The sequence below is a fragment of the Azospira sp. APE16 genome (assembly GCF_047901315.1).
Taxonomy (GTDB): Bacteria; Pseudomonadota; Gammaproteobacteria; order Burkholderiales; family Rhodocyclaceae; genus Azospira; species Azospira oryzae.
In genome coordinates this window covers 3278326-3300660 of record NZ_CP179682.1, presented here as the reverse complement: position 1 = coordinate 3300660, position 22335 = coordinate 3278326, and the positions used below count along the sequence as shown (strand labels likewise).

The window sequence follows — 22335 nt, the reverse complement described above, 5'->3', positions numbered from 1 at the left end:
GCCGTCATGGATAATCTCCTGCGCGGCGCCGCCCCCCTCGAACTCTATGTCTGGCTAGAGCCGGAGGAGTCCTTGCCGGGATGGGATTTCCAGAGCGGCGGCCCCCATGCCGAGCCGCGCACCGTCTTTCCCTCCGGCATAAATCCCCAGCTGGTGCACAACTACTTCGCCGAATACAACCTGGAGTTTTTCCGCCAGCGCAGTTTCGAGCGTTATCCCTCCCGCCTGCACGCCCAGTTCCTCTTTGCCACCCGCACCGACGCGGAGAACTACCGCAACAAGCATCCCGGCCGGGTCTTCGGCAAGTTGCTGACCCGGGTCACCACCCGGGGGGCCTATACCTGCTCCTACCACGACGCCAACTGGATCGATTACCTGCATCTGCCCCACAACCTGGATCTGGATACCCTGGGCGAGATTTCCCGGGCCTACTGGGCGGGCACCCTGGTGGAAGAGGCCGGACTGACCTTCATGGACCAGCCCTGGCGGGAGCCGCCGGTGATCGAGGCGGTATTCCAGGGCAGCCTGGTGCCCGAACCCCTGCCGGCCCGGGCCATCGGTCTGTTGCCGGGCTTCGAGCCCTACCTGGCGCGAAATTGACAGCGTCCTGACCCTCGGTTAGATTCGAAAAGCGCTGGCACGGGCGCCAACCATGGCGTCCGGCCTGGGGCTCAGACCCCGATCCCGATTCCCCCATCCCCGTCATTCAGGAGAAAAACAATGGCCGTTCTCGTCGGTAAACAAGCCCCCGATTTCAAAGCCCTGGCCGTCCTCGGCAACAACGAAATCAAGGAAGTGACCTTTTCCGAGCACATCAAGGGCAAGTACGCCGTCCTCTTTTTCTACCCCCTGGACTTCACCTTCGTCTGCCCCTCCGAACTGATCGCCTTCGACCATCGCCTGGCCGAATTCAAGCAGCGCGGCGTCGAAGTGGTGGGCTGCTCCATCGACTCCCAGTTCACCCACCTGGCCTGGAAGAACACTCCCGTCGAGAAGGGCGGCATCGGCCAGGTCGGCTATCCCCTGGTGGCCGACATCAAGCATGAAATCTGTCAGGCCTACGACGTGGAAGCTGCGCCCGGCGTCGCTTTCCGCGGCTCCTTCCTGATCGACAAGGCCGGCGTGGTGCGCCACCAGGTGGTGAACGACCTGCCCCTGGGTCGCAATATCGACGAGATGCTGCGCATGGTGGACGCCCTGCAATTTACCGAAGAGCACGGCGAAGTCTGTCCCGCCGGCTGGAACAAGGGCAAGAAGGGTATGACCGCCAGCCCCGAGGGCGTCGCCAAGTACCTGGCCGAGAACGCCGAGGCTCTCTGAGTCCTGCGTCCGCCCTCCGGGGCGTCGCCCGAAAAGCCACCGGCAACGGTGGCTTTTTTTATGGTGCAGGGCGTGCAGATGGCCTGGCACCACTTCGGTGCGACACCGTGTCACATTCCCACCCGGCGCCGCTGCCGCCAGAATCCCACCCCTGAAAAGCAGTCAATAACATCTCAGGGGAGCATCATGCAGTTCATGCCTAGCCAGCTCAGTCTGGCCATTTTTCTCGCATTTCCACTGGTGGCCGTCGCTGAAGACGGCACCACCCTCGACACCGTGGTCGTCACCGCCCCGCGCATGGAGGAGCCGCTCAAGGTCGTCACCGACCCCAAGGCCCCGCGCCAGCCGCTGCCGGCCCACGACGGTGCCGACTTCCTCAAGACCATCCCGGGCTTTTCCGTCATCCGCAAGGGCGGCACCGACGGTGACCCGGTGCTGCGGGGCTTTTCCGGCTCCCGCCTGGGCATCCTCCTGGACGGCCAGGAAATCTACGGCGGCTGCGGCGGCCGCATGGATCCGCCGACGGCCTATGTCTATCCCGAATCCTACGACCGCGTGACGGTGCTCAAGGGCCCGCAGAGCGTGCTCTACGGCGCCGGCCAGTCGGCCGGGGTGGTGCTGTTCGGGAAGGACATCAAGCGCTTCCGCGAAGCCGGCTGGAAGGCCAATGGCAGCCTCACCTTCGGCAGCTTCGGCCGCAACGACCAGATGGCCGACATCCGGGCCGGCAACGGCAACTTCTACGTCCAGGCCGGGGCGACCCGGGCCGATTCGGACGACTACAAGGATGGCAACGGCAACACCGTGCACTCCCGCTACACCCGCTGGAGCAACAATGCAGCCATTGGCCTGACGCCGGACGACAACACCCGCATGGAACTGTCCCTGGCCCGCAGCGACGGCGAGGCGGCCTACGCCGACCGCTCCATGGACGGCTCCAAGTTCGCCCGGGAGAACGTGGCCCTGAAGTTCGAGAAGCGCAAGCTTTCCGCCCTGGTGGACAAGGTGGAGGCCCTGGCCTACTACAACTACGTGGACCACGTGATGGACAACTACAGTCTGCGCACCAAGCCGCCGGCATCCAGCTACATGGTCAGCAATCCGGACCGCAAAACCCTGGGCAGCCGCTTCTCTGTCACTCTGGCTCCCGGCGATAGCACCAAGGTCACCATCGGCGTGGACCAGAAGGAAGACACCCACCGCTTCCGTTCCGGCATGTCCATGATGAGCGCCGCGGCGGCTGAAACGAGCTACCAGTCCAAGGCCTGGGCCGAGGACATGATCTTCAAGCAGCATGGCCTGTTCAGCGAAGCCACCCACCTGCTGGCCGAGGATCGCCGTGTCATCGGCGGCCTGCGTGTGGACTGGCATGAGGTGCAGGACAAGCGCGCCACCAGCATCACCCGGGGTAAGACCGACAAGGAGACCCTGGGCAGCGGTTTCCTGCGTTACGAGAACGACTTTGCCAAGGGGGCCGGCACCTGGTACGCCGGCCTGGGCCATGCTGGCCGGACCGCCGATTTCTGGGAGCGGGGCAAGGGCAATCCCCTGGCGCCGGCCACCAGCGTCTTCCTCGACGTCAAGCCGGAAAAGACCACCCAGCTGGACGTGGGCGCCAACTATCGCAACGGTCCCTGGAGCGGTGCGGTCTCCGGCTTCTACAGCAAGGTGCAGGACTACCTGCTGATCCGCTGGGTCGGCACGGCGGTGACGCGCAATGTGGATGCCACCATCTACGGCGGCGAAGCCGACCTGGCCTACCAGTTCAATTCCGCCTGGAAGGGCTACGGCACCCTGGCTTACGTGCGCGGCAGCAACGATACGGACGACAAGCCCCTGGCCCAGCAGCCGCCCCTGGAGCTGCGGGTCGGCCTGTCCTATGACGACAAGACCTATTCCGTCGGTGCCCTGGCCCGGCTCGTTTCGGCCCAGGACCGCTACGACGTGGGTTCCGGCAACATCGTTTCCAACGGCAAGGATCTGGGACGCAGCGGCGGCTTCGGCGTCTTCTCCCTCAACGCCGGCTATCGCCCCAACAAGAAGGCCCTGCTCAGTGCCGGCGTGGATAACCTGTTCGACAAGGTTTATGCCGAGCATCTGTCCAAGGGCGGTTCCGACATTGCCGGCTACCTTGGTGCGTCGACGCTACGTATCAACGAACCCGGGCGCACCTTCTGGCTGAAGGCCCAGATCGCCCTCGACTGAGTTCCTGTACCACCTCTCGAAAGTTCAGGCCCGCTCCCCAGCGGGCCTTTTTTTTAGTTCGCCGGGGTGGCGAAGAGGCGGGCCAGGGTGGCCTGGTAGGCAGCCGCGTCCATCTGGCCTTCCGTCGGGGCCCAGGGGGCCAGTTCGTCGCCGGTGAGGGGCAGGTAGGGGCCGGACTTGGCTTCGAGGAAGACGGTGCCCGGGCAGAGGGCCAGGACGGAATGCCAGGTGCCGTGGGGGATATCCACGCCCAGGGTGTGGCTGCCCGGGGCCAGCATGGCGGTGCCGGTGATGGTGCCCTGCCCGTCGAAGGTCACCAGGCCCAGGCGGCCGCTGAGGACCACCATGGTTTCGTCCTTGTTGGGGTCGAGATGGCGGTGGGGCGGCACGTAGGAGCCCGGTTCCAGGGCGTTGAGCAGGCGGTGGCCCGGGTAGTCGTCCCGGGGATGGAAGTTGCGGTTCTTGCGCAGCCGCGGCGAGGCCTGGGCTTCAGCCGCCACCTCCGCCAGCAGGGCGCCGTCGATGAGGCGGACGGACATGGGCCTACTTCAGGTTGCGGGCGGAGAGCAGGACCACCTGGCCGCCGAAGAAATTGACGGTGATGCCCTGCTGTTCGCTGCCCCAGGCGCAGGAGCGCACCCCCAGGGTTTCGTCGCAGTGGCTGGGCTCGCCGATGATGGCCGTCACTTCCTCGTACTTCTGGCCCATTTTCAGCTTGCCGTAGTTTTCCAGGGTGACCTTGGAACAGGCGGCCAGGGCCAGTGTCAGGGCAGCGACGAGAAGGGGTTTGCAGTTCATGGCAGGCTCCTCAGGAGTGGGGGAAGCATGGCCCGGCCGGGCCATGGGTTAGTGGTACTGCAGTTCGACGCCGGCGGGGCTGAGCCAGTCCTGCAGGGTTTGCAGCAGGTCGTCGTCCGGCCGCACCCGGGTGCCTTCGCCCAGGATCAGCTCGCACTGGGCTTCGCCGTTGCGGTAGGCGATGCGCACCGGGCAGCCGCCTTCCATGCGGAAGGGGGTGAGCAGTTCCTGCAGCTTGCGCGCATCGGCCTGGCCGTTCATCGACAGGCGCAACTGGCGGGCGAAGCGGGTGCGGGCTTCGGGCAGGGTGTAGAGATTCTCGGCAACGATGCGCAGGCCGTCGCGGAAGTCGTCCTTGCTCACCTTGCCTTCGATGATCAGGGGTTCGTCCACCTTCAGCTTGTTGCGGTGGGCATCGAAGACCTCGCTGTAGACCGTCACCTCCAGCGACGGGCAGGAGCCGTCGTCCAGGATGATGATGCCCATGCGGCCCCGGCTGGTCATCTTCACCCGCAGGTCCATGACCACGCCGGCCAGGGTCTGGGGCTCCCGTGCCGGAGCCAGGGCGCTCAGGGGGCGGCCGGCGAAGCGCTTGGCTTCGCTGCGGATGCTGTCGAAAGGATGGCCGGAATAGAAGAAGCCGAGGGCGGTCTTTTCTTCCAGCAGGCGCTGCTTGTCGCTCCAGGGGCGGACGCTGACGTACTGGGGCGCTTCGGCCACGGCGTCGTCGCCGCTGCCGAACATCTCGAAGAGGCCGCCCTGGTGGGCGTTGCGCTCGGCCTGGTCGGCCGCTTCCATGGCGATGCTGACGGAGGCGATGAGCTGGGCCCGGTCCCGGCTCGGGTCCAGGGTGTCGAAGGCGCCGGCGCGGATCAGGGCTTCGATGGTGCGGCGGTTCACCAGGCGCTTGTCCACCCGCAGGCAGAAGTCGAAGAGGTCCTTGAAGGGGCCGCCTTCGGCGCGGGCGGCGAGGATGCACTCCACCGCCTGCTGGCCGGTGCCCTTCACCGCCCCCAGGCCGTAGCGGATGGTCTTGCCGTCCACCGGCACGAAGCGGTAGTCGGAGTGGTTCACGTCCGGCGGCAGCACCTTGATGCCGTTTTTTACCGTGTCTTCGTAGAAGATTTTCACGGTGTCCGTGTTGTCCATGTCCGAGGACATGGTGGCCGCCATGAAGGCCGAGCAGTGGTGGGCCTTGAGCCAGGCGGTGTGGTAGGTGACCATGGCGTAGGCGGCGGTGTGGGACTTGTTGAAGCCGTACTCCGCGAACTTGGTCATGAGGTCGAACAGCTGTTCGGCCAGGGCCGGGTCGTAGCCCTTCTTCTTCGCCCCTTCGGCAATGGTCTCCCGGTGCTTGGCCATTTCCTCGGCCTTTTTCTTGCCCATGGCCCGGCGCAGCATGTCGGCGCCGCCCAGGGTGTAGCCGCCGATGATCTGGGAGATTTGCATCACCTGTTCCTGGTACACGATCACCCCGTAGGTGGGGTCCAGGCAGCCCTTCAGGTCCGGGTGGAAATAGTCGATCTTCTGCTGGCCCTTTTTGCGCAGGATGAAGTCGTCCACCATGCCCGAGCCCAGGGGGCCGGGACGGTACAGGGCCAGCACGGCGATGATGTCTTCGAAGCGGTCGGGGGCCAGCTTCTTCAGCAGCTTCTTCATGCCCTCCGATTCCACCTGGAAGATCGCCGTGGTGTTGGCGTCCTTGAGAATCTGGTAGGCAGCGGGGTCGGTGAAGGGCAGGGAGAGCAGGTCCAGCTTTTCGCCGGTGAGTCGTTCCACGTACTCCACGGCCAGCTCGATAATGGTCAGGTTGCGCAGGCCGAGGAAGTCGAATTTCACCAGGCCGACCTTTTCCACGTCGTCCTTGTCGTACTGGCTGACCACCGAGTCGGAGCCGGGCTGGGCGTAGAGGGGGCAGAAGTCGGTGAGCTTGCCCGGGGCGATCAGCACGCCGCCGGCGTGCATGCCCACGTTGCGGGTCAAGTCCTCCAGCTTCATGGCCAGCTCGAACAGCTCAGCCACTTCCTCTTCCTCCTCCATCTTCTCCTTCAGCTGGGGCTCCATTTCCAGGGCCTGGGCCAGGGAGACGGGCTTGTTGGCCTCAACGGGAATGAGTTTGGAGAGGGAGTCGCAGAAGTTGTAGGGCAGGTCCAGCACCCGGCCCACGTCCCGGATCACCGCCTTGGAGGACATGGTGCCGAAGGTGGCGATCTGGGACACCGCATCGACGCCGTACTTGTGGCGCACGTACTCGATCACGCGCCAGCGGTTGTCCTGGCAGAAGTCGATGTCGAAGTCGGGCATGGAGACCCGCTCGGGGTTGAGGAAGCGCTCGAACAGCAGGGCGTACTGCAGCGGGTCCAGGTCGGTGATGCCCAGGCTGTAAGCCACCAGGGAGCCGGCGCCGGAACCCCGGCCCGGGCCCACGGGGACGCCGTTGTGCTTACCCCAGTTGATGAAGTCGGCCACGATCAGGAAGTAGCCGGGGAAGCCCATCTGCACGATGGTCTTGGTCTCGATTTCCAGGCGCTCGTCGTACTCCGGGCGCCGTCGCTGCCGCTCCTCCGGGTCCGGGAACAGCAGTTCCAGGCGCTTCTCCAGGCCGGCCTTGGCCTCGTTGATGAGGTGCTGATCCAGGGAGATGCCGTCGGGGGTGGGGAACTGGGGCAGGAAGTTCTTGCCCAGGGTCAGGGTCAGGTTGCAGCGCTTGGCGATTTCCAGCGTGTTTTCCAGGGCCTCGGGCAGGTCGGCGAAAAGCTCCGCCATTTCCGCCTGGGTCTTGAAATACTGCTGTTCGGTGAAGGTCTTGGGGCGGCGCCGGTCGCCCAGGACATAGCCCTCGGCGATGCAGACCCGGGCCTCGTGGGCCTTGAAGTCGTCGGCGTCGAGGAACTGGATCGGGTGGGTGGCCACCAGGGGCAGTTCCAGGTCGGCGCCGAGGTCGGCGGTGGCCGACACCAGCTGCTCCTGCTGGGGATGGCCGGCCCGCTGCACTTCCAGGTAGAAGGCCTGGGGGAACTGGGCACTCCAGGCCTTGGCCCGGGCCGCCGCCAGGTCCCGGTTGCCGGCCAGGAGGGCGTCGCCCACGTCGCCGTCCTTGGCGCCGGAGAGGGCGATGAGGCCGTCGCAGCCCACTTCGTCGAACCAGGCCCGCTTGATCTCGGCCCGGTCCCGCCGGCCTTCGGCCAGGTAGGCCCGGGACAGCAGTTCGCACAGCTGCAGGTAGCCCCGGTGGCTGCGCACCAGCAGCAGCAGGCGGAAGGGGCGGTCGGTCTCGGTTTCGTTGGCGATCCACACGTCGGCGCCGGCGACGGGCTTGACGCCCTTGCCGCGGCAGGCGTTGTAGAACTTCACCAGGCCGAAGGCGTTGGCCAAGTCGGTGAGGGCCATGGCCGGCTGGCCGTCGGCGATGGCGCGGGCCACGGCGTCGTCGAGGCGGACGATGCCGTCGGTGATGGAGTATTCGCTGTGGAGGCGGAGATGGACGAAGCGGGGATCGGTCATCCGGGAATTTTACCCCAGCCGGGGGCCGGCTTCCCCCTTTACGCCAGACCCTCGGTCAGGGCCTGGCACAGCTCCCGGTCCTCCAGGGCCGCCAGGAACCAGGCCAGGGCACGGCCCTCGTGGGAGGGGCGCCAGGCAATGTGGAGCGGGGTGCTGCCCTTGGGTTCGGCCAGGGTCCTGGTGACCAGGCGGCCTGCCGCCACTTCCCGCGCCACCAGCCAGGGCGGCAGGTGGCCGACGCCAAGACCGGCGGCCTGGGCCGCCGCCTTGCTCTGCATGTCCGGCACCCGCAGGGCGTCCTGGCCTTCCAGCAGGCCGCTGGTGCGGGCGGCCAGTTCCCGGGAAGTGTCGGCCAGCACCACGGCCCGGTACCGGGCCAGTTCGTGGGCCGGGATGGGCTCGGGCACCGTGCTCAGGGGATGACCGGGGGCCATGGTGAATACCAGCTCCATGGTGCCCAGGGGCCGGGTGGCGATGCCGCCCCGGGCCGGCATGTCGCCGGGGGCACCGATCACCAGGTCGGCCCGGCCCGTGGTCAGGGCGTCCCAGCAGCCCCCCAGGACTTCGTAGGAGAGGCGCAGGCGGGTGCCGTGGCCTTCGTCGTAGAAGCGCTGCAGCAGGGGATAGAGGCGCTCGCCGGGGATGACCGAGTCCACCGCGATGGACAGCTCCGTTTCCCAGCCGGTGGCCACCCGCTTCACCCGGGACTCCAGCTCCAGGGCGGCGCGCAGCAGATGGCGGCCGTCCTCCAGCAGGGTGCGGCCGGCGGCGGTGAGGATGGCGCGGCGGCCGCTCTTCTCGAACAGTTCCACCCCCAGCTCCCCCTCCAGCTTCTGCATGGCGTGGGAGAGGGCCGAGGGCACCCGGTGCAGGCGGCTGGCGGCGGCAGCGTAGGAGCCCTGGGTGTCGATGGCGTCGAGGATCTGCAGGGCGTCGAGGGAGATGCGCATAGGTGAAGGAAATTGAATGAATCGGTGAGTTCATTTCGCTGGAATCACTCTAATCCATTGCTTAGTATGGCTTCAACCCATGAATGCAAATGAACAATACTTCTTGCCAAGGAGCCCGACATGATCCAGCTACGTCCGTCCGACGCCCGGGGCCAGGCCGATCACGGCTGGCTCCAGGCCAAACACAGCTTTTCCTTCGCCGACTACTACGATCCCCGGGAAATGGGCTGGGGCGCGCTGCGGGTGATCAACGAGGACCGGGTGGCGCCGGGCACCGGCTTTCCCATGCACGGCCACCGGGACATGGAAATCGTCACCTACATTCTCTCCGGCGCCCTGGAGCACAAGGACAGCCTGGGCAACGGCGGCATCATCCGCCGCGGCGAGGTGCAGCGCATGAGTGCCGGCAAAGGCGTGCTGCACAGCGAGTTCAACCCTTCTGCCGATGAGGAAACCCATCTGCTGCAGATCTGGATCGAGCCGGCCCTCAAGGGCGGCAGGGCCAGCTACGACCAGCACCGGCTGTTCACGCCGGACAATGCCAGCCAGTGGGTGCTGGTGGCTTCGCCGGACGGCCGCGACGGCAGCGCCGTGATCCAGCAGGACGCCCTGCTGCTGGCGGCCCACCTGGGGCCGGCCGAGGCGGTGCGCCACGCCCTGGCGCCCGGCCGTCTGGCCTACGTCCATGTCATCCGCGGCCAGGTCAGCCTCAACGGCGTGGCTCTGGCCGCCGGCGACGGCGCCAAGATTGCCGACGAATCCGAACTGGCCTTCCAGGGCGGTGCCGAGCCGGGGGAGTTCCTTCTCTTCGATCTGCCGCCTGCGGCCTGAGCGTTGCCTGCCGTTGATCCTGATTTCCCATTCCCAACTTCCCAACCCCCGACAGACTGAAGGAGCGTTTCATGGCAAAGATCGCCATCGTGTATCACAGCGGCTACGGCCACACCGCCAAGCAGGCCGCCGCCGTCGCCGCCGGCGTCAATGAGGTGGCCGGCGCCAGCGCCCAGCTGGTGGCCCTGGACGACATCGCCGCCGTGCCCTGGGCCGACCTGGATGGGGCCGATGGCATCATCTTCGGTGCCCCCACCTACATGGGCGGCCCCTCCGCCAAGTTCAAGGAATTCGCCGACGCTTCCTCCAAGGCCTGGTTCACCCGGGCCTGGCAGGACAAGGTGGCCGGCGGCTTCACCAACTCCGCCTCCCTCAACGGCGACAAGCAGGGCACCCTGGGCGCCCTCGCCACCCTGGCCCTGCAGCACGGCATGATCTGGGTCAGCCTGGGGCTGCTGCCGGCCAACAGTTCCAAGGCCCAGCGCAACGACGTGAACCGCATGGGCGCTTCCTACGGCGCCATGGCCCAGTCCGACTCCGACGTCGGCCCCGACGTGGCGCCTCCTGCCGGCGACCTGGAAACGGCCCGCCTCTACGGCGCCCGGGTGGCCGCCACCACCCTGCGTTTCGTCCGCGGCAAGCAGTAAGCCGCCTCCGCTCCACTCCGGCCCCGGCTTCGCGCCGGGGTTTTTGCTATAGTGGCCGGCACAATAGAAGGAGGGGAGCCCCATGCACATGATTTCTTCCGTCGCCGACCTCTCGGTCGTGCTGGTGGAACCGTCCCACACCCAGGCCCATATCGTCGGCCAGTTCCTGCGCAACCTGGGCGTCGCCAACATGCAGATCGCCGCCAGCGGCGCCGATGCCCTGGCCCTGCTGCGCCGGTCCAAGCCTTCCGTGGTCATCAGCGCCATGTATCTGCCGGACATGACCGGCACCGAGCTGGTCTACGCCATGCGCGCCGACGATGACCTGGAAATGCTGCCCTTCGTGCTCATTTCCAGCGAAACCCGGCCCAAGGTGCTGGACCCCATCCGCCAGTCCGGCGCCTGCAGCATCCTGCCCAAGCCCTTCAGCGAAAAGCAGCTGCTCACCGCCCTGCGCGCGGTGATCGACTACCTGGAGCCGGAAGGCCAGTTGGAAGTGCCGGTGGACCTGGAAAGCCTGAAGGTGCTGATCGTGGATGACAGCCCGGTGTCCCGCAAATTCCTGCGCCACATCCTGGAGAACCTGGGCATCGAGAACTTCCTCGAAGCCAGCAATGGCAAGGAGGCGGTGTCCGTGCTCGGCGAAACCATGGTGGATCTGGTGCTGACCGACTACAACATGCCGGAAATGGACGGCAAGGCCCTGGTGGAATACATCCGCCAGCAGAGCTGGCAGGCCACCGTGCCGGTGCTGATGGTCACCAGCGAATCCAATATGAGCCGCCTGGCCGCGGTGGAGCAGGCCGGCGTTTCCGCCATCTGCGACAAGCCCTTCGACCCCAAGACGGTCAAGGGTCTGATCGAGCGGGCCATGTGGGGCTGAGCCGGGGTTCTCCGGCCTGAAGCGAAAAGGGAGCTGCGGCTCCCTTTTTTATTGCCGCTCGTTCGGCGGAATGGCCGGAGGCGGGCGAAAAAAAGCCCGCCGGGGTTGCCGGCGGGCACAAGCTAGGGATGAACCTGGGCTCAGTTGCTGTTCTGCTGCAGCTGCTTGAGCAGTTCGTTCTGACCCTCTTCGCCGGAGCCTCCGCCTTCTCCCTCCTGCTGCTGCATCAGGGAGTTGAGGTCCATGGCTTCGGATTCCTGCTGGGTCGGGGCCCGGTGGGCCGGATCGCCGTAGCTGACGATGCCCGGGAAGATGATGATGAGGGCCACCATGATGATCTGGATGCACACGAACGGCACGGCGCCCCAGTAGATATCGGTGGTCTTGATCGAGGCCGGGGCCACGGAACGCAGGTAGAACAGGGCGAAGCCGAAGGGCGGGTGCATGAAGGAGGTCTGCATGTTCACCCCCAGCAGCACGCCGAACCAGATCAGGTCGATGCCCAGCTTTTCCGCCACCGGTCCCAGCAGGGGCACGATGATGAAGGACAGTTCGAAGAAGTCCAGGAAGAAGGCCAGGACGAAGACCAGGATGTTCACCACGATGAGGAAGCCCAGCTGGCCGCCCGGCAGGGAGGTCAGCAGGTGTTCCACCCACAGGTCGCCGTTCACCGCCCGGAAGACCAGGCCGAACACCGTGGAACCCACCAGGATGAAGACCACGAAGGAGGACAGCTTGGCGGTGGTGTCCATGGCCTGCTTGAGCAGGGAGACAGACAGCCGCTTGCGCATCAGGGCCAGGATCAGGGCGCCGCTGGCACCCATGGCGCCGCCCTCGGTGGGGGTGGCGATGCCCATGAAGATGGTGCCCAGCACCAGGAAGATCAGCACCAGGGGCGGCACCAGGGAGGTCAGTACCCGCATCAGCTGCTTGGCGCCGCGCAGGGAGCGGGCTTCCAGGGGCAGGGCCGGGGCGGCATTGGGCTTGATGATGGTGAGGATGGCGACGTAGCCCACATACAGGCTGGTCAGGATCAGGCCGGGGACCATGGCGCCTTCGTACATGTCGCCCACAGACTTGCCCAGCTGGTCGGCCATGATGATCAGCACCAGGGAGGGCGGGATGATCTGGGCCAGGGTGCCGGAGGCGGCGATGACGCCCGAGGCCAGGCGCTTGTCGTAGCCGTAGCGCAGCATGATGGGCAGGGAAATGAGGCCCATGGAGATCACCGAAGCCGCCACCACGCCGGTGGTGGCCGCCAGCAGGGCGCCGACGAAGATCACCGCGTAGGCCAGGCCGCCGCGCATGGGGCCGAAGAGCTGGCCGATGGTGTCGAGCAGATCCTCCGCCATGCCCGAGCGCTCCAGCACCAGGCCCATGAAGGTGAAGAAGGGAATGGCCAGCAGGGTGTCGTTGGCCATGATGCCGAAGACCCGCTCCGGCAGGGCCTGGAACAGGGCCGGGTGGAGCAGGCCCAGTTCCATGCCGATGAAGCCGAAGACCATGCCGTTGGCGGCCAGGGCGAAGGCCACCGGGTAGCCGAAGAGGAGGAACAGGACGAGGGCGCCGAACATTACCGGCGCCATGTTGTTGATCAGGAATTCCATGGTTATGCCTCGCCTTTCTTGGCCTTGATTGCGGCCGCCAGTTCTTCTTCGGCGGAGGGGCCTTTGTGCTTTTCAGCGGGGTTGGCGATCAGGCCGCGCAGGAAGGCGATGCGCTTGATCAGTTCGGAGAGGCCCTGCAGCACCAGCAGCAGGAAGCCGACGGGAATCATCAGGCGGGCCGGCCAGCGGATCAGGCCGCCGGGGTTGGAGGACATTTCACCGGAGTCCCAGGCATTCATGAAGATGGGCCAGGACAGGTACATGATCAGGACGGCCATGGGCATCAGGAACAGCAGGGTGCCGATGATGTCGATCCAGGCCTGGCCGCGGGGGGAGAACTTGCCCGCCACGACGTCGATGCGCACGTGCTCGTTGCGCAGCAGGGTGTAGCCGGCGCTGAAGAGGAAGATCACGGCGAAGAGGTACCACTGGATTTCCAGCAGACCGTTGGAACTGTAATTGATGGTGTAGCGCATCACGGCGTTGCCGGCGCTGAGAATGGTCATGAGCAGCACCAGCCAGATCACGGCTTTGCCGACGCGCTCGTTGAGGGCGTCGATCCCGCGGGAGACGCTGAGCAGAAAGGTCACGGTTGGTTCCTCCAGAGATGTCGAAAATGCCGGGCTTCTTGGGCCCATCGCTTGTATTTCGGCTTGTGGCCAGGGCAGGCGTGCAGCGCGTCTGCCCGAGTCTTGCGGGAGGTGTCCTGGCCTCGTTGGTGGCGGCCGGGTGCCCAATCCCACAAATTGCGCGGCGATTGTGGCACAGGGGCCGGGGGCGGGCCATTGGTGGAAACCCTAGCCGGCAGCGGCTTTCCGGCCGGTGACGCTGGCATTTTGACGGCCTGTTTCCCTTCTGCCGCCGGGTCTGCTAAAACCCTGGTTTTTGCCCTGTGTTGCCGGAGCCGTCGATGGTCAAAGCCCCCACCCGCATCTGCGTCATTCGCCACGGCGAGACTTTCTGGAATGCCGACCGGCGCATCCAGGGCCATCTCGACATCGGCCTCAATCCCACCGGGCTGCGCCAGGCCCGGGCCGCGGCCCGGCGTCTGGCGACCGAGGCCGGCACGGTGACGGCGGTGTACAGCAGCGACCTGGCCCGGGCCCGGGTCACGGCGGAGGCCATCGCCGCCCATCTGGGGCGCCCCGTGTGCCTGCGGCCGGCCCTGCGGGAGCGCAGCTACGGCATTTTTGAAGGGCTCACCTACGACGAGGCGCGGCAGCAGCATCCGGGCGCCTATGCGGCCTTCGAGGCGCGCCAGCCGGAGCTGCCCATTCCCCAGGGGGAGAGTCTGGAGGACTTTTCCGCCCGGGTCAGCCGCTGCCTGGAGGCCCTGGCGGCGGAACACCGGGGCGAAACGGTGGTGCTGGTGTGTCACGGCGGGGTGCTGGACGTCATCAACCGCCACGTGCGCGGACGCCCCCTGGCGGCGCCCCGGGATTTCACCATCCCCAATGCCGGCATCACCTGGCTGGAAAGGGACGGGGCCGGCTGGCGCATCGTCCAGTGGAGCTGCACCCGGCACCTGGAAGACGGCGCCCTGGACGAGCTGCCGGGCTGACTCTGCCGGGCGGCGCCCCAAATTGGGGCAGGGTTTTCCCCGGGAGGGGTGGCGGCGGGGGTTGGCATGATACAATTTCCGCCTTTTTCAACGGCTTGAGAGGCAGCACCGATGTTCTCCGCAAACGACACCCTGGCGAAAGTGGACCCCGAACTCTGGAAGGCGATCGAAGATGAAAATCGTCGCCAAGAAGAGCACATCGAACTGATCGCCTCCGAAAACTACGTCTCCAACGCGGTCATGGAAGCCCAAGGCTCCCAGCTGACCAACAAGTACGCCGAAGGCTACCCCGGCAAGCGCTACTACGGCGGCTGCGAATACGTGGACGTGGCCGAGCAGCTGGCCATCGAGCGCCTGAAGAAGCTGTTCGGCGCCGAAGCCGCCAACGTGCAGCCCAACTCCGGTTCCCAGGCCAACCAGGCCGTGCTGATGGCCTTCGCCAAGCCCGGCGACACCATCATGGGCATGAGCCTGGCCGAAGGCGGCCACCTCACCCACGGCATGGCCCTGAACATGTCCGGCAAGTGGTTCAACGTCGTCTCCTACGGTCTCAACGAGAAGGAAGAGATCGACTACGACAAGATGGAAGCCCTGGCCCGCGAGCACAAGCCGAAGATCATCGTCGCCGGCGCCTCCGCCTACGCCCTGCGCATCGACTTCGAGCGCTTCGCCAAGATCGCCAAGGAAGTCGGCGCCATCTTCTGGGTGGACATGGCCCACTATGCCGGCCTCATCGCCGCCGGCTACTACCCCAACCCGGTGCCCTTCGCCGACGTGGTCACCTCCACCACCCACAAGACCCTGCGCGGCCCCCGCGGCGGCGTCATCCTGATGAAGGCCGAGCACGAGAAGGCCCTCAACTCCGCCATCTTCCCCGGCCTCCAGGGCGGCCCCCTGATGCATGTCATCGCCGCCAAGGCCGTGGCTTTCAAGGAAGCTGCGTCCCCCGAGTTCAAGAAGTACCAGGAGCAGGTGATCAACAACGCCCGCGTCATGGCCAAGGTCCTGGGCGAGGAGCGCGGCCTGCGCATCGTTTCCGGCCGTACCGAGTCCCACGTCTTCCTGATCGACCTGCGCGCCAAGAAGATCACCGGTAAGGAAGCCGAAGCCGCCCTGGGCAAGGCTCACATCACCGTGAACAAGAACGGCATTCCCAACGACCCGGAAAAGCCCTTCGTCACCTCCGGCATCCGTATCGGTTCCCCGGCCATGACCAGCCGCGGTTTCACCGAGATCGAAGCCGAGCAGATCGCCCACCTGGTGGCCGACGTGCTCGACGCGCCGAACGACGAAGCCAAGCTGGCCGAAGTGCGCGCCAAGGTGGCCGCCCTCTGCGCCAAGTTCCCGGTCTACGGCAAGTAAGACGGCCAAGGCGGCGCAGCGATGAAATGCCCCTTCTGCGGAGCGATGGACACCACGGTGGTGGACACCCGCATCAACGAAGACGGCGACATCGTGCGCCGCCGCCGCCGCTGCCTCAACTGCGACAAGCGTTTCACCACCTATGAGCGGGCGGAAATCCGCCTGCCCCAGGTGGTCAAGAAAAACGGCTCCCGGGTGGACTACAACCGGGACAAGCTCTCCGCCAGCCTGTGGCTGGCCCTGCGCAAGCGGCCCGTGACCACCGAGGCGGTGGACGGCGCCATTACCCGCATCGAAGAAAAACTGCTGGCCCTGGGCGAGCGGGAAATCCCCTCCGAAAAGGTGGGCGAGATGGTGATGCGGGAACTGAAGAAGCTGGACAAGATCGCCTACGTCCGCTTTGCCTCGGTCTATCGCAACTTCGAGGACGTGGACGAGTTCTCCCACGCCGTGCGCGAAGTGACCCCGGGCAAGCCTGTGCGTCGCCCCCGCGACGAGTAATTCTCCCCTCATCTCATGCCCGCCGCCCCCGGCACCGCTGCCGACCACGCCCACATGGCCCGGGCCCTGGCCCTGGCCGAACAGGGGCTGTTCTCCACCTCCCCCAATCCCCGGGTCGGCTGTGTCCTGGTCAGGGACGGCGTCGTCGTCGGCGAGGGCTGGCATGTGCGGGCCGGCGAACCCCATGCCGAAGTCCATGCCCTGCGCGCCGCCGGCGAAGCCGCCCGGGGCGCCACCGCCTACGTCACTTTGGAGCCCTGCAGCCACCACGGCCGCACCCCACCCTGCGCCGAGGCCCTGGTGGCCGCCGGCGTTGTCCGGGTGGTGGTGGCCATGGAAGACCCCAATCCCCTGGTGGCCGGCCGCGGCCTGGACATCCTGCGCCAGGCAGGTATCGAAGTCTGTGCCGGCGTGCTGGCCAATGAGGCCCGGGAACTCAACATCGGTTTCGTCTCCCGCATGACCAGAGGGCGCCCCTGGGTGCGCCTGAAAGCCGCTTCCAGCCTGGACGGCAGGACGGCCCTGGCCAACGGCCAGAGCCAGTGGATCACCGGGGCCGAGGCGCGCCAGGACGGCCATCGCTGGCGGGCCCGGGCCTGTGCCATCCTCAGCGGCAGCGGCACCGTGCTGGCCGACGATCCCCAACTCAACGTGCGCGGCGTCGACACGGAGCGCCAGCCCCGCCCGGTGGTGGTGGACAGCCGCCTGCAAACCCCGCCCACGGCCCGTCTGCTGGACGGCCGCCCGGTCCTCATCGCCACCGCCAACCCGGACCCAGCCAAGGCCGCGGCCCTGGCGGCCCAGGGTGCCGAAGTGCTGCTGCTGCCCGACGCCGCCGGCCGGGTGGATCTGGCCGCCCTGCTCTTGGAGCTGGGGCGGCGGGGCATCAATGAACTGCACGTGGAAGGCGGTGCCGGCCTCAACGGCGCCCTGCTGGCCGCCGGGCTGGTGGACGAACTGCTGCTCTACCTGGCACCGACCCTGCTGGGCAACCCGGCCCTGGGTCTCTTCGGCCTGCCCGAGCTGACCTCCCTGGAGCAGCAGCAACGCCTGCGGTGGCACGACCTGCGCCAGGTGGGCGGCGACCTGCGCATCCTGGCCCGCCTGGCCTGAGCCGGCGGCGGATATTCCCCAAATACAGCGTCACTGAAAGGCAATAGGGACGCCATTCTTCGCCTATGCACGGCGGAAAGTGGCGTCCCTATTGCCTTTCAGGCCTGGTGCTTTCAGCAGTCCTTCATCGGCTCCCGCATACCGGGCAGCCCGGGTCCTTCTGCAGGCGCACCGTGCGCCATTCCATGGTCAGGGCGTCGAGCAGCAGCAGCCGCCCGCCCAGGGTCTGGCCGCAGCCGGCCAGCAGCTTAAGGGCCTCGGCCGCCTGCAGGGTGCCGATGATGCCGGTGAGGGGGGCGAAGACGCCCATGGTGGCGCAGCGCACCTCCTCCACGTCCTCGCCTTCGGGAAAGAGGCAGTGGTAGCAGGGTGCCCCGGGCTGGCGCGTGTCGAAGACGCTGATCTGGCCGTCGAAGCGCACCGCGGCGCCGGAGACCAGGGGCTTGCCCAGCTTGACGCAGGCCCGGTTCACCGCGTGGCGGGTGGCGAAGTTGTCGCAGCAGTCCAGCACCACGTCGGCCTTGGCCACTTCGGCCTCCAGGTCCGCCCCTTCCAGGCGGCGGGCGATCACTTCCACCCGGGTTTCCGGATTGAGGCGCTGCAGGGCGTCCCGCCCGGATTCGGCCTTGGGCCGGCCGACGGAGGCTTCCGTGTGCAGGATCTGGCGCTGCAGATTGGTCAGGTCCACCGTGTCGCCGTCGGCCAGGGCCAGGGTGCCGACGCCGGCAGCAGCCAGGTACAGCGCCGCCGGCGAGCCCAGGCCGCCGGCGCCGATGACCAGGGCCCGGGCGGCGAGAAAGCGTTCCTGGCCCTCGATGCCGATGGGGTCGAGGAGGATGTGGCGGCTGTAGCGGAGCAGTTGCTGGTCGTTCATGGCGAGGGGCTGGGCGGGGGCGAAAGGGCCGTCGGGGCGGCGGGGCAAAACAAAGGGGCCGCTGTGCGCGGCGAGGCAAAATAAAGGGGCCGCTGTCGCGGCCCCTGGGGCGTGGCCGGTGCGGCCTATTTGTATTCCCGCCATTCGGGCGGGGTTTCGTCGTGGTCCCCGTGGGGGTGGCGTTCCCAGGCCTGGGCGTAGGCCTTGGAGGAGGACTTGAGGGGCCGTTCGGGCGCTTCCAGATTGTGCAGCTGGGTTTCCTCGACATAGTAGATGAGGGCCCGCATCAGCTTGCTCATGAGGGTGTTGTCAAGGTGGAAGCCCTGGTCCACCAGGCCTTCTTCCAGGCCCCGGTAGGTGTAGTCGGTGAGGTCGTAGGCGACGGCCACGGCCCGCTTTTCCGTCTCGGGCACGGCGTCCAGGTTTTCCAGGCCGGTCAGCAGATCGGCGGCTTCAGGCACTTGCCCCGGGGGGAAGCGGGAAAACAGGATTTCCCGCTTCTTTTGAGTATCCAGACGGCGCGACAACTTGGCGGCGACTCGTTTCATGGCCCTCTCCCCGAGGTTCTGCTGTTAGGCTCGTTACGGCTTATTCTGCATGATCTGCAGACCCTTGAGAAGGTTGAGGGCCTGGTTCAGCTGGTAGTCGCTCTTGGAGGCGAACTCGGCCGGCGCCGGCAGTTCGGACTTCTCATCCTCTTCCTTGCCCTTGTTCTTGCCGTTGGCCTTGCCATCCTTGGATTTGGGCGCCGCGGCGGCTTCCTTTTCCTTGTCGTTGATCAGGTGGCGTTCCAGGTCGGCTTCCCGCAGGCGCTCCGGAGAGGCGCCGTTGGCGGACTCTTCCACGTTGATGTCCGGCACGATGCCCTTGGCCTGGATGGAGCGGCCGTTGGGCGTGTAGTAGCGGGCGGTGGTGAGCTTGATGGCGGTGTTGCCGGGCAGGGGCAGCACGGTCTGCACCGAGCCCTTGCCGAAGGTCTGGGTGCCCAGCACCACGGCGCGCTTGTGGTCCTGCAGGGCGCCGGCGACGATTTCGGAGGCGGAGGCGGAGCCGCCGTTCACCAGCACTACCAGGGGCACCTTCTTCACTTCGGCGGGCAGGTTCTTCAGGTAGTCGTCGCGGCTGCCGCGCAGGTAGTCCTCGGCGCTGGCGAAGTACTGGTGCTTGGCGTCCGGGGTGCGGCCGTCGGTGGATACCACCAGGGCCTTGGCCGGCAGGAAGGCGGCGGAAACGCCGACGGCGCCGTTGAGCAGGCCGCCCGGGTCGTTGCGCAGGTCCAGCACCAGGCCCTTGAGGGCGCCGTCCTTGTACAGGTCGGAGAGGTGCTTGACCAGGGAGGGGCCGGTGTTTTCCTGGAACTGGGTGACGCGCACGTAGCCGTAGCCCGGTTCCACCAGCTTGGACTTGACGCTCTGCACCTTGATCACTTCCCGGTTCAGGGTGACGACGATGGGCTTCTGCTCGCCCTTGCGCACGATGGTCAGGGTGATGGGAGTCTTGGGCTTGCCGCGCATGCGCTTGACGGCGTCGGAGAGGGTCATGCCCTTGACCGGGGTGTCGTCCAGCTTGACGATCAGGTCGCCGGCCTTGAGCCCGGCGCGGAAGGCGGGGGTGTCCTCGATGGGGGAAACCACCTTGACGAAGCCGTCTTCCATGCCGACTTCGATGCCGAGGCCGCCGAATTCGCCCTGGGTGCCGACCTGCAGTTCCTTGAAGGAATCCGCATCCAGGTAGGAGGAGTGGGGGTCCAGATTGGAGAGCATGCCGGAGATGGCATTGGTGATCAGCTTCTTGTCTTCCACCGGCTCCACATAGCCCTGCTTGATGGCGTTGAAGACTTCGGCGAAGGTGCGCAGCTCCTCGACGGGCAGCCCGGCCCGGGTTTCCTTGTCGGCGATGGCGGAAATCTGGACCGACAGCAGGATGCCGGCCACCATGCCGACCCCGATCAGTCCCACCTGTTTCAACGGCTTGCCCATCTTCACAAAAAGTCTCCTACTTCAAGCTCGCCCATTTGAGCGGGTCGAGCGGCTGGCCTTGATGGCGAAGTTCAAAGTATAAACCGGATTCCGGGTTGCCACCGCTGTTGCCGATGACGGCGACAACCTCGCCCGGCTTCACCGTTTCCCCCACGTGTTTGTAGAGGGATTCGTTGTTGCCGTAGATGGTCAGGTAGCCGTCGCCGTGGTCCAGGATCAGCAGGTTGCCGAAGCCCCGCATCCAGTCGGCGAAGACCACCCGGCCGGCGGCCACGGCATGGACGTCACCCCCGGCTGCGGCCCGGATGAAGAGGCCCTTCCAGGTGCTGCCTTCCTGGCGGGCAGTGCCGAAGCGGTTGCTGACGGTGCCCCGCACCGGCAGGCGCAGGGAGCCCTTGAGGCGGGCGAAGTCCCCGGAGAAGCGCGCCAGGCCTGCGTCGGGGGTCTTGTCGTTGTCGATGCCGGGTGTTTGACCGCCACTTCCGGCGGGCCGTTCCGCCGGCGCCCGGGGCTTGGTTTCGGGCTTGGGCGGCCGGGCCTTCTGCTGGGCGATGATGCGGGAGAGGCCGTCGATGAGGCGGGTCAGGCGCTTTTCGTCCTGCTGCAGGGCGCCGATTTCCTTTCGGCGGGATTCGATCTGCTGGGAAATCTTGGCCAGGGTGGCCTGGCGCTGGTTCTTCTGGGCCAGCAGCTGCTGGTGCTGCTCCTTCTGCTTGGCTTCCACCTCGGCCAGCTCGGTTTCCCGGTTGCGGGTGTCTTCGGCCAGGGCCTTCTTCTGCTTCAGGGTGCTGCCGATCTGTTGCAGCAGGGCCGTGCGCGCCTTGGCCACGGCCGACAGGTAGTAGAGGTCCCGCGCCATCTGGTTGGGGTTGTCGCCGTTGAGCAGCAGGCGCAGGGAGTCGGAACCCTCGCCCCCTTCCATGTACTGACGGATCAGGAGCTGCTCCAGCTGGGTGCGCTGGCCCGCCAGGGTGCCTTCCAGTTCCCGGGCCTGGCTGGCCAGTTGCTGCAGGGTGTTCTGCAGGTTGCCCCGCTGGCCGGACAGCTGGCGCAGGTCCCGGGACAGGTTGGAGATGCCCTTTTCCGCATCCTTCAGCTGGTCGGCCACGTCGGCCCGGGATTCCTCGGCGGTGGCCACCTCCTTGCGCAGGCTGTCGATGCGGCCCTGCAGCTCCTTCAGGTCGGCCTTGCTGCTTTCCGCCTGATGCTCCGGATTGGCAACGGCGCCGGCCGTCACGCCGGCGGCAACCGCCGTTGCTTTGCGCGGCGTGCTGGCGGCTTTGGTCGGGGCTTTGCCCGGCGCGGCCTTGGTCGCAGGCTTGGTCGTGGTTTTGGCAGGCGCCTTGGCCGGCAGTGCCGACTTTTTCAGCGGCGCCTTCTGTACCACCACCTTGGCGGGCGTTTTGCTGGAAGTGGCGGGTTTGGTCGCCGGCGTGGCGGCGAGAGTGGCGGACTGGTACAGGGCCAGGCCTCCCAACAGGGCCAGCAGAAGGGTTCGCCCGAGGCCGCTTGGCCGTGGCGAGGTGGATGTGCTGGAATGCCGCGTGCCGCTCACCCTGGCATTACCCGCGAAAAGTGGAGAGTGGGGCAGGTCAGGGGGCGCTGCGGCGATGCGGTCCTGTACATGGGGCTGTGGCCAGATTGGGGGTGGGGAGAGGTTTTTTGACCGCACTACTGCAAAGACGGTTGATGTGGATTAAATCGAGCCGGCACTCGGTAGGCTAGATTAATGGATTATTTTATAATGATTTCGCCCCAGCCACGAGCCTGTCCGGAGCTTCCGCGCCCGACGCAGCCGTTCGCCAGCCCGGGTTTTACTGGAGAAGTGCCGCGGTGGAAGCTTCCTTTAACTTGATTGAAAAGCAGGAACATATCGAACTGGCCGCCCGGGCGCTGAAGGCGATCGCCCATCCCTTGCGCCTGAAGATACTCTGCGTGGTCGGCGATCAGGAAGCCTGCGTGCAGGAAATCGTCGATGCCGTCGGTACCTCCCAAAGCAATATTTCCCAGCACCTAGCCATCCTGCGGGAGAAGGGCGTGCTGCTGACGCGCAAGGACGCCAACCGGGTCTATTACCGGGTGGGCGACGCCCGTACCCTGCAACTGATCGGCATGATGCGCGAGGTCTTCTGCGGCGTGCCCCAGGGCAGCGGCCACTAGAATCACCCCTGGGGGGCGTGGTTGCGGTAATCTCCCCGAG

General features: G+C 66.5%; 21 protein-coding genes. 11 read left to right on the top strand and 10 right to left on the bottom strand.

What is annotated here, in order from left to right; genetic code table 11:
- Positions 1-6: 6 nt before the first annotated feature.
- From ACLSSQ_RS15750 to ACLSSQ_RS15740, 3 genes are all read left to right on the top strand, one after another.
- The gene (locus ACLSSQ_RS15750; RefSeq protein WP_014236353.1) at positions 7-600 is read left to right on the top strand and encodes a hypothetical protein; all 594 of its coding nucleotides are present in this window, start codon (positions 7-9) and stop codon (positions 598-600) included.
- Between the two features lie 120 nt (positions 601-720).
- Positions 721-1320: a peroxiredoxin gene (locus ACLSSQ_RS15745; RefSeq protein ID WP_014236354.1), complete on the top strand. Its 600-nt coding sequence runs from the start codon at positions 721-723 to the stop codon at positions 1318-1320.
- 186 nt (positions 1321-1506) lie between these two features.
- Positions 1507-3525, top strand: coding sequence for a TonB-dependent copper receptor (locus tag ACLSSQ_RS15740; RefSeq protein WP_416243202.1), 2019 nt, complete (start codon positions 1507-1509; stop codon positions 3523-3525).
- Positions 3526-3578: 53 nt separating this feature from the next.
- On the opposite strand, the gene ACLSSQ_RS15735 is transcribed toward ACLSSQ_RS15740, so the two are convergent.
- Genes ACLSSQ_RS15735 through ACLSSQ_RS15720 form a run of 4 tightly spaced genes read right to left on the bottom strand, consistent with a single transcriptional unit; the run spans position 3579 to position 8777 of the window.
- The gene (locus ACLSSQ_RS15735; protein ID WP_416243201.1) at positions 3579-4064 is read right to left on the bottom strand and encodes a WbuC family cupin fold metalloprotein; all 486 of its coding nucleotides are present in this window, start codon (positions 4062-4064) and stop codon (positions 3579-3581) included.
- 4 nt (positions 4065-4068) lie between these two features.
- Complete coding sequence (locus tag ACLSSQ_RS15730) at positions 4069-4323, bottom strand: hypothetical protein (protein ID WP_416243200.1); 255 nt, start codon at positions 4321-4323, stop codon at positions 4069-4071.
- 48 nt (positions 4324-4371) lie between these two features.
- Complete coding sequence (gene dnaE, locus ACLSSQ_RS15725; RefSeq protein WP_416243199.1) at positions 4372-7827, bottom strand: DNA polymerase III subunit alpha; 3456 nt, start codon at positions 7825-7827, stop codon at positions 4372-4374.
- Between the two features lie 38 nt (positions 7828-7865).
- Entirely contained in the window at positions 7866-8777 is a 912-nt protein-coding gene (locus tag ACLSSQ_RS15720) for a LysR family transcriptional regulator (RefSeq protein WP_130459364.1), read from the bottom strand.
- Positions 8778-8897: 120 nt separating this feature from the next.
- On the opposite strand from ACLSSQ_RS15720, the gene ACLSSQ_RS15715 reads away from it, so the two are divergent.
- The 3 genes from ACLSSQ_RS15715 (at position 8898) to ACLSSQ_RS15705 (ending at position 11138) form a co-directional block, all read left to right on the top strand.
- Complete coding sequence (locus tag ACLSSQ_RS15715) at positions 8898-9608, top strand: pirin family protein (protein WP_152090477.1); 711 nt, start codon at positions 8898-8900, stop codon at positions 9606-9608.
- Positions 9609-9679: 71 nt separating this feature from the next.
- Positions 9680-10255, top strand: a complete 576-nt coding sequence (locus ACLSSQ_RS15710; RefSeq protein WP_130459362.1) for a flavodoxin family protein — start codon at positions 9680-9682, stop codon at positions 10253-10255.
- Positions 10256-10337: 82 nt separating this feature from the next.
- Positions 10338-11138: a response regulator gene (locus ACLSSQ_RS15705; RefSeq protein WP_416243198.1), complete on the top strand. Its 801-nt coding sequence runs from the start codon at positions 10338-10340 to the stop codon at positions 11136-11138.
- Positions 11139-11278: 140 nt separating this feature from the next.
- Here the strand turns inward: ACLSSQ_RS15705 and ACLSSQ_RS15700 are convergent, their stop codons facing one another.
- Both ACLSSQ_RS15700 and ACLSSQ_RS15695 read right to left on the bottom strand, forming a co-directional pair.
- On the bottom strand, positions 11279-12745 hold the full coding sequence (locus ACLSSQ_RS15700; RefSeq protein WP_416243197.1) for a TRAP transporter large permease: 1467 nt from the start codon (positions 12743-12745) through the stop codon (positions 11279-11281).
- 2 nt (positions 12746-12747) lie between these two features.
- Positions 12748-13335: a TRAP transporter small permease subunit gene (locus ACLSSQ_RS15695; RefSeq protein ID WP_014236364.1), complete on the bottom strand. Its 588-nt coding sequence runs from the start codon at positions 13333-13335 to the stop codon at positions 12748-12750.
- 320 nt (positions 13336-13655) lie between these two features.
- Between ACLSSQ_RS15695 and ACLSSQ_RS15690 the strand changes: the two genes are divergently transcribed.
- The 4 genes from ACLSSQ_RS15690 to ribD all read left to right on the top strand — a co-directional run bounded on the left by ACLSSQ_RS15690 (position 13656) and on the right by ribD (position 17282).
- The gene (locus tag ACLSSQ_RS15690) at positions 13656-14306 is read left to right on the top strand and encodes a histidine phosphatase family protein (RefSeq protein WP_152090478.1); all 651 of its coding nucleotides are present in this window, start codon (positions 13656-13658) and stop codon (positions 14304-14306) included.
- A gap of 111 nt (positions 14307-14417) precedes the next feature.
- Positions 14418-15668 carry a serine hydroxymethyltransferase gene (glyA, locus tag ACLSSQ_RS15685; protein ID WP_014236366.1) on the top strand — a complete coding sequence of 417 codons (1251 nt, stop codon included), beginning with the start codon at positions 14418-14420 and terminating at the stop codon, positions 15666-15668.
- Between the two features lie 21 nt (positions 15669-15689).
- The gene (gene nrdR, locus ACLSSQ_RS15680) at positions 15690-16169 is read left to right on the top strand and encodes a transcriptional regulator NrdR (RefSeq protein ID WP_043797837.1); all 480 of its coding nucleotides are present in this window, start codon (positions 15690-15692) and stop codon (positions 16167-16169) included.
- Positions 16170-16184: 15 nt separating this feature from the next.
- Positions 16185-17282, top strand: coding sequence for a bifunctional diaminohydroxyphosphoribosylaminopyrimidine deaminase/5-amino-6-(5-phosphoribosylamino)uracil reductase RibD (ribD, locus tag ACLSSQ_RS15675; protein WP_416243196.1), 1098 nt, complete (start codon positions 16185-16187; stop codon positions 17280-17282).
- Positions 17283-17406: 124 nt separating this feature from the next.
- Here the strand turns inward: ribD and ACLSSQ_RS15670 are convergent, their stop codons facing one another.
- The 4 genes from ACLSSQ_RS15670 to ACLSSQ_RS15655 all read right to left on the bottom strand — a co-directional run bounded on the left by ACLSSQ_RS15670 (position 17407) and on the right by ACLSSQ_RS15655 (position 21612).
- Positions 17407-18156: a HesA/MoeB/ThiF family protein gene (locus tag ACLSSQ_RS15670; RefSeq protein WP_130459358.1), complete on the bottom strand. Its 750-nt coding sequence runs from the start codon at positions 18154-18156 to the stop codon at positions 17407-17409.
- A gap of 125 nt (positions 18157-18281) precedes the next feature.
- Positions 18282-18704: a hypothetical protein gene (locus tag ACLSSQ_RS15665; RefSeq protein ID WP_014236370.1), complete on the bottom strand. Its 423-nt coding sequence runs from the start codon at positions 18702-18704 to the stop codon at positions 18282-18284.
- Between the two features lie 33 nt (positions 18705-18737).
- Complete coding sequence (locus ACLSSQ_RS15660) at positions 18738-20135, bottom strand: S41 family peptidase (protein ID WP_043798861.1); 1398 nt, start codon at positions 20133-20135, stop codon at positions 18738-18740.
- Positions 20136-20151: 16 nt separating this feature from the next.
- Positions 20152-21612 carry a peptidoglycan DD-metalloendopeptidase family protein gene (locus tag ACLSSQ_RS15655; RefSeq protein ID WP_152090904.1) on the bottom strand — a complete coding sequence of 487 codons (1461 nt, stop codon included), beginning with the start codon at positions 21610-21612 and terminating at the stop codon, positions 20152-20154.
- 374 nt (positions 21613-21986) lie between these two features.
- Between ACLSSQ_RS15655 and ACLSSQ_RS15650 the strand changes: the two genes are divergently transcribed.
- Complete coding sequence (locus ACLSSQ_RS15650; RefSeq protein WP_172974818.1) at positions 21987-22295, top strand: ArsR/SmtB family transcription factor; 309 nt, start codon at positions 21987-21989, stop codon at positions 22293-22295.
- Positions 22296-22335: the final 40 nt, after the last annotated feature.

Excerpts from the sequence above, each read along its gene's own strand:
- ACLSSQ_RS15750 (WP_014236353.1), top strand. The coding sequence starts at position 7 with ATGGATAATCTCCTGCGCGGCGCCGCCCCCCTCGAACTCTATGTCTGG.
- ACLSSQ_RS15745 (WP_014236354.1), top strand. The coding sequence starts at position 721 with ATGGCCGTTCTCGTCGGTAAACAAGCCCCCGATTTCAAAGCCCTGGCC.
- ACLSSQ_RS15740 (WP_416243202.1), top strand. The coding sequence starts at position 1,507 with ATGCAGTTCATGCCTAGCCAGCTCAGTCTGGCCATTTTTCTCGCATTT.
- ACLSSQ_RS15735 (WP_416243201.1), bottom strand. The coding sequence starts at position 4,064 with ATGTCCGTCCGCCTCATCGACGGCGCCCTGCTGGCGGAGGTGGCGGCT.
- ACLSSQ_RS15730 (WP_416243200.1), bottom strand. The coding sequence starts at position 4,323 with ATGAACTGCAAACCCCTTCTCGTCGCTGCCCTGACACTGGCCCTGGCC.
- dnaE (WP_416243199.1), bottom strand. The coding sequence starts at position 7,827 with ATGACCGATCCCCGCTTCGTCCATCTCCGCCTCCACAGCGAATACTCC.
- ACLSSQ_RS15720 (WP_130459364.1), bottom strand. The coding sequence starts at position 8,777 with ATGCGCATCTCCCTCGACGCCCTGCAGATCCTCGACGCCATCGACACC.
- ACLSSQ_RS15715 (WP_152090477.1), top strand. The coding sequence starts at position 8,898 with ATGATCCAGCTACGTCCGTCCGACGCCCGGGGCCAGGCCGATCACGGC.
- ACLSSQ_RS15710 (WP_130459362.1), top strand. The coding sequence starts at position 9,680 with ATGGCAAAGATCGCCATCGTGTATCACAGCGGCTACGGCCACACCGCC.
- ACLSSQ_RS15705 (WP_416243198.1), top strand. The coding sequence starts at position 10,338 with ATGCACATGATTTCTTCCGTCGCCGACCTCTCGGTCGTGCTGGTGGAA.
- ACLSSQ_RS15700 (WP_416243197.1), bottom strand. The coding sequence starts at position 12,745 with ATGGAATTCCTGATCAACAACATGGCGCCGGTAATGTTCGGCGCCCTC.
- ACLSSQ_RS15690 (WP_152090478.1), top strand. The coding sequence starts at position 13,656 with ATGGTCAAAGCCCCCACCCGCATCTGCGTCATTCGCCACGGCGAGACT.
- glyA (WP_014236366.1), top strand. The coding sequence starts at position 14,418 with ATGTTCTCCGCAAACGACACCCTGGCGAAAGTGGACCCCGAACTCTGG.
- nrdR (WP_043797837.1), top strand. The coding sequence starts at position 15,690 with ATGAAATGCCCCTTCTGCGGAGCGATGGACACCACGGTGGTGGACACC.
- ribD (WP_416243196.1), top strand. The coding sequence starts at position 16,185 with ATGCCCGCCGCCCCCGGCACCGCTGCCGACCACGCCCACATGGCCCGG.
- ACLSSQ_RS15670 (WP_130459358.1), bottom strand. The coding sequence starts at position 18,156 with ATGAACGACCAGCAACTGCTCCGCTACAGCCGCCACATCCTCCTCGAC.
- ACLSSQ_RS15665 (WP_014236370.1), bottom strand. The coding sequence starts at position 18,704 with ATGAAACGAGTCGCCGCCAAGTTGTCGCGCCGTCTGGATACTCAAAAG.
- ACLSSQ_RS15660 (WP_043798861.1), bottom strand. The coding sequence starts at position 20,135 with ATGGGCAAGCCGTTGAAACAGGTGGGACTGATCGGGGTCGGCATGGTG.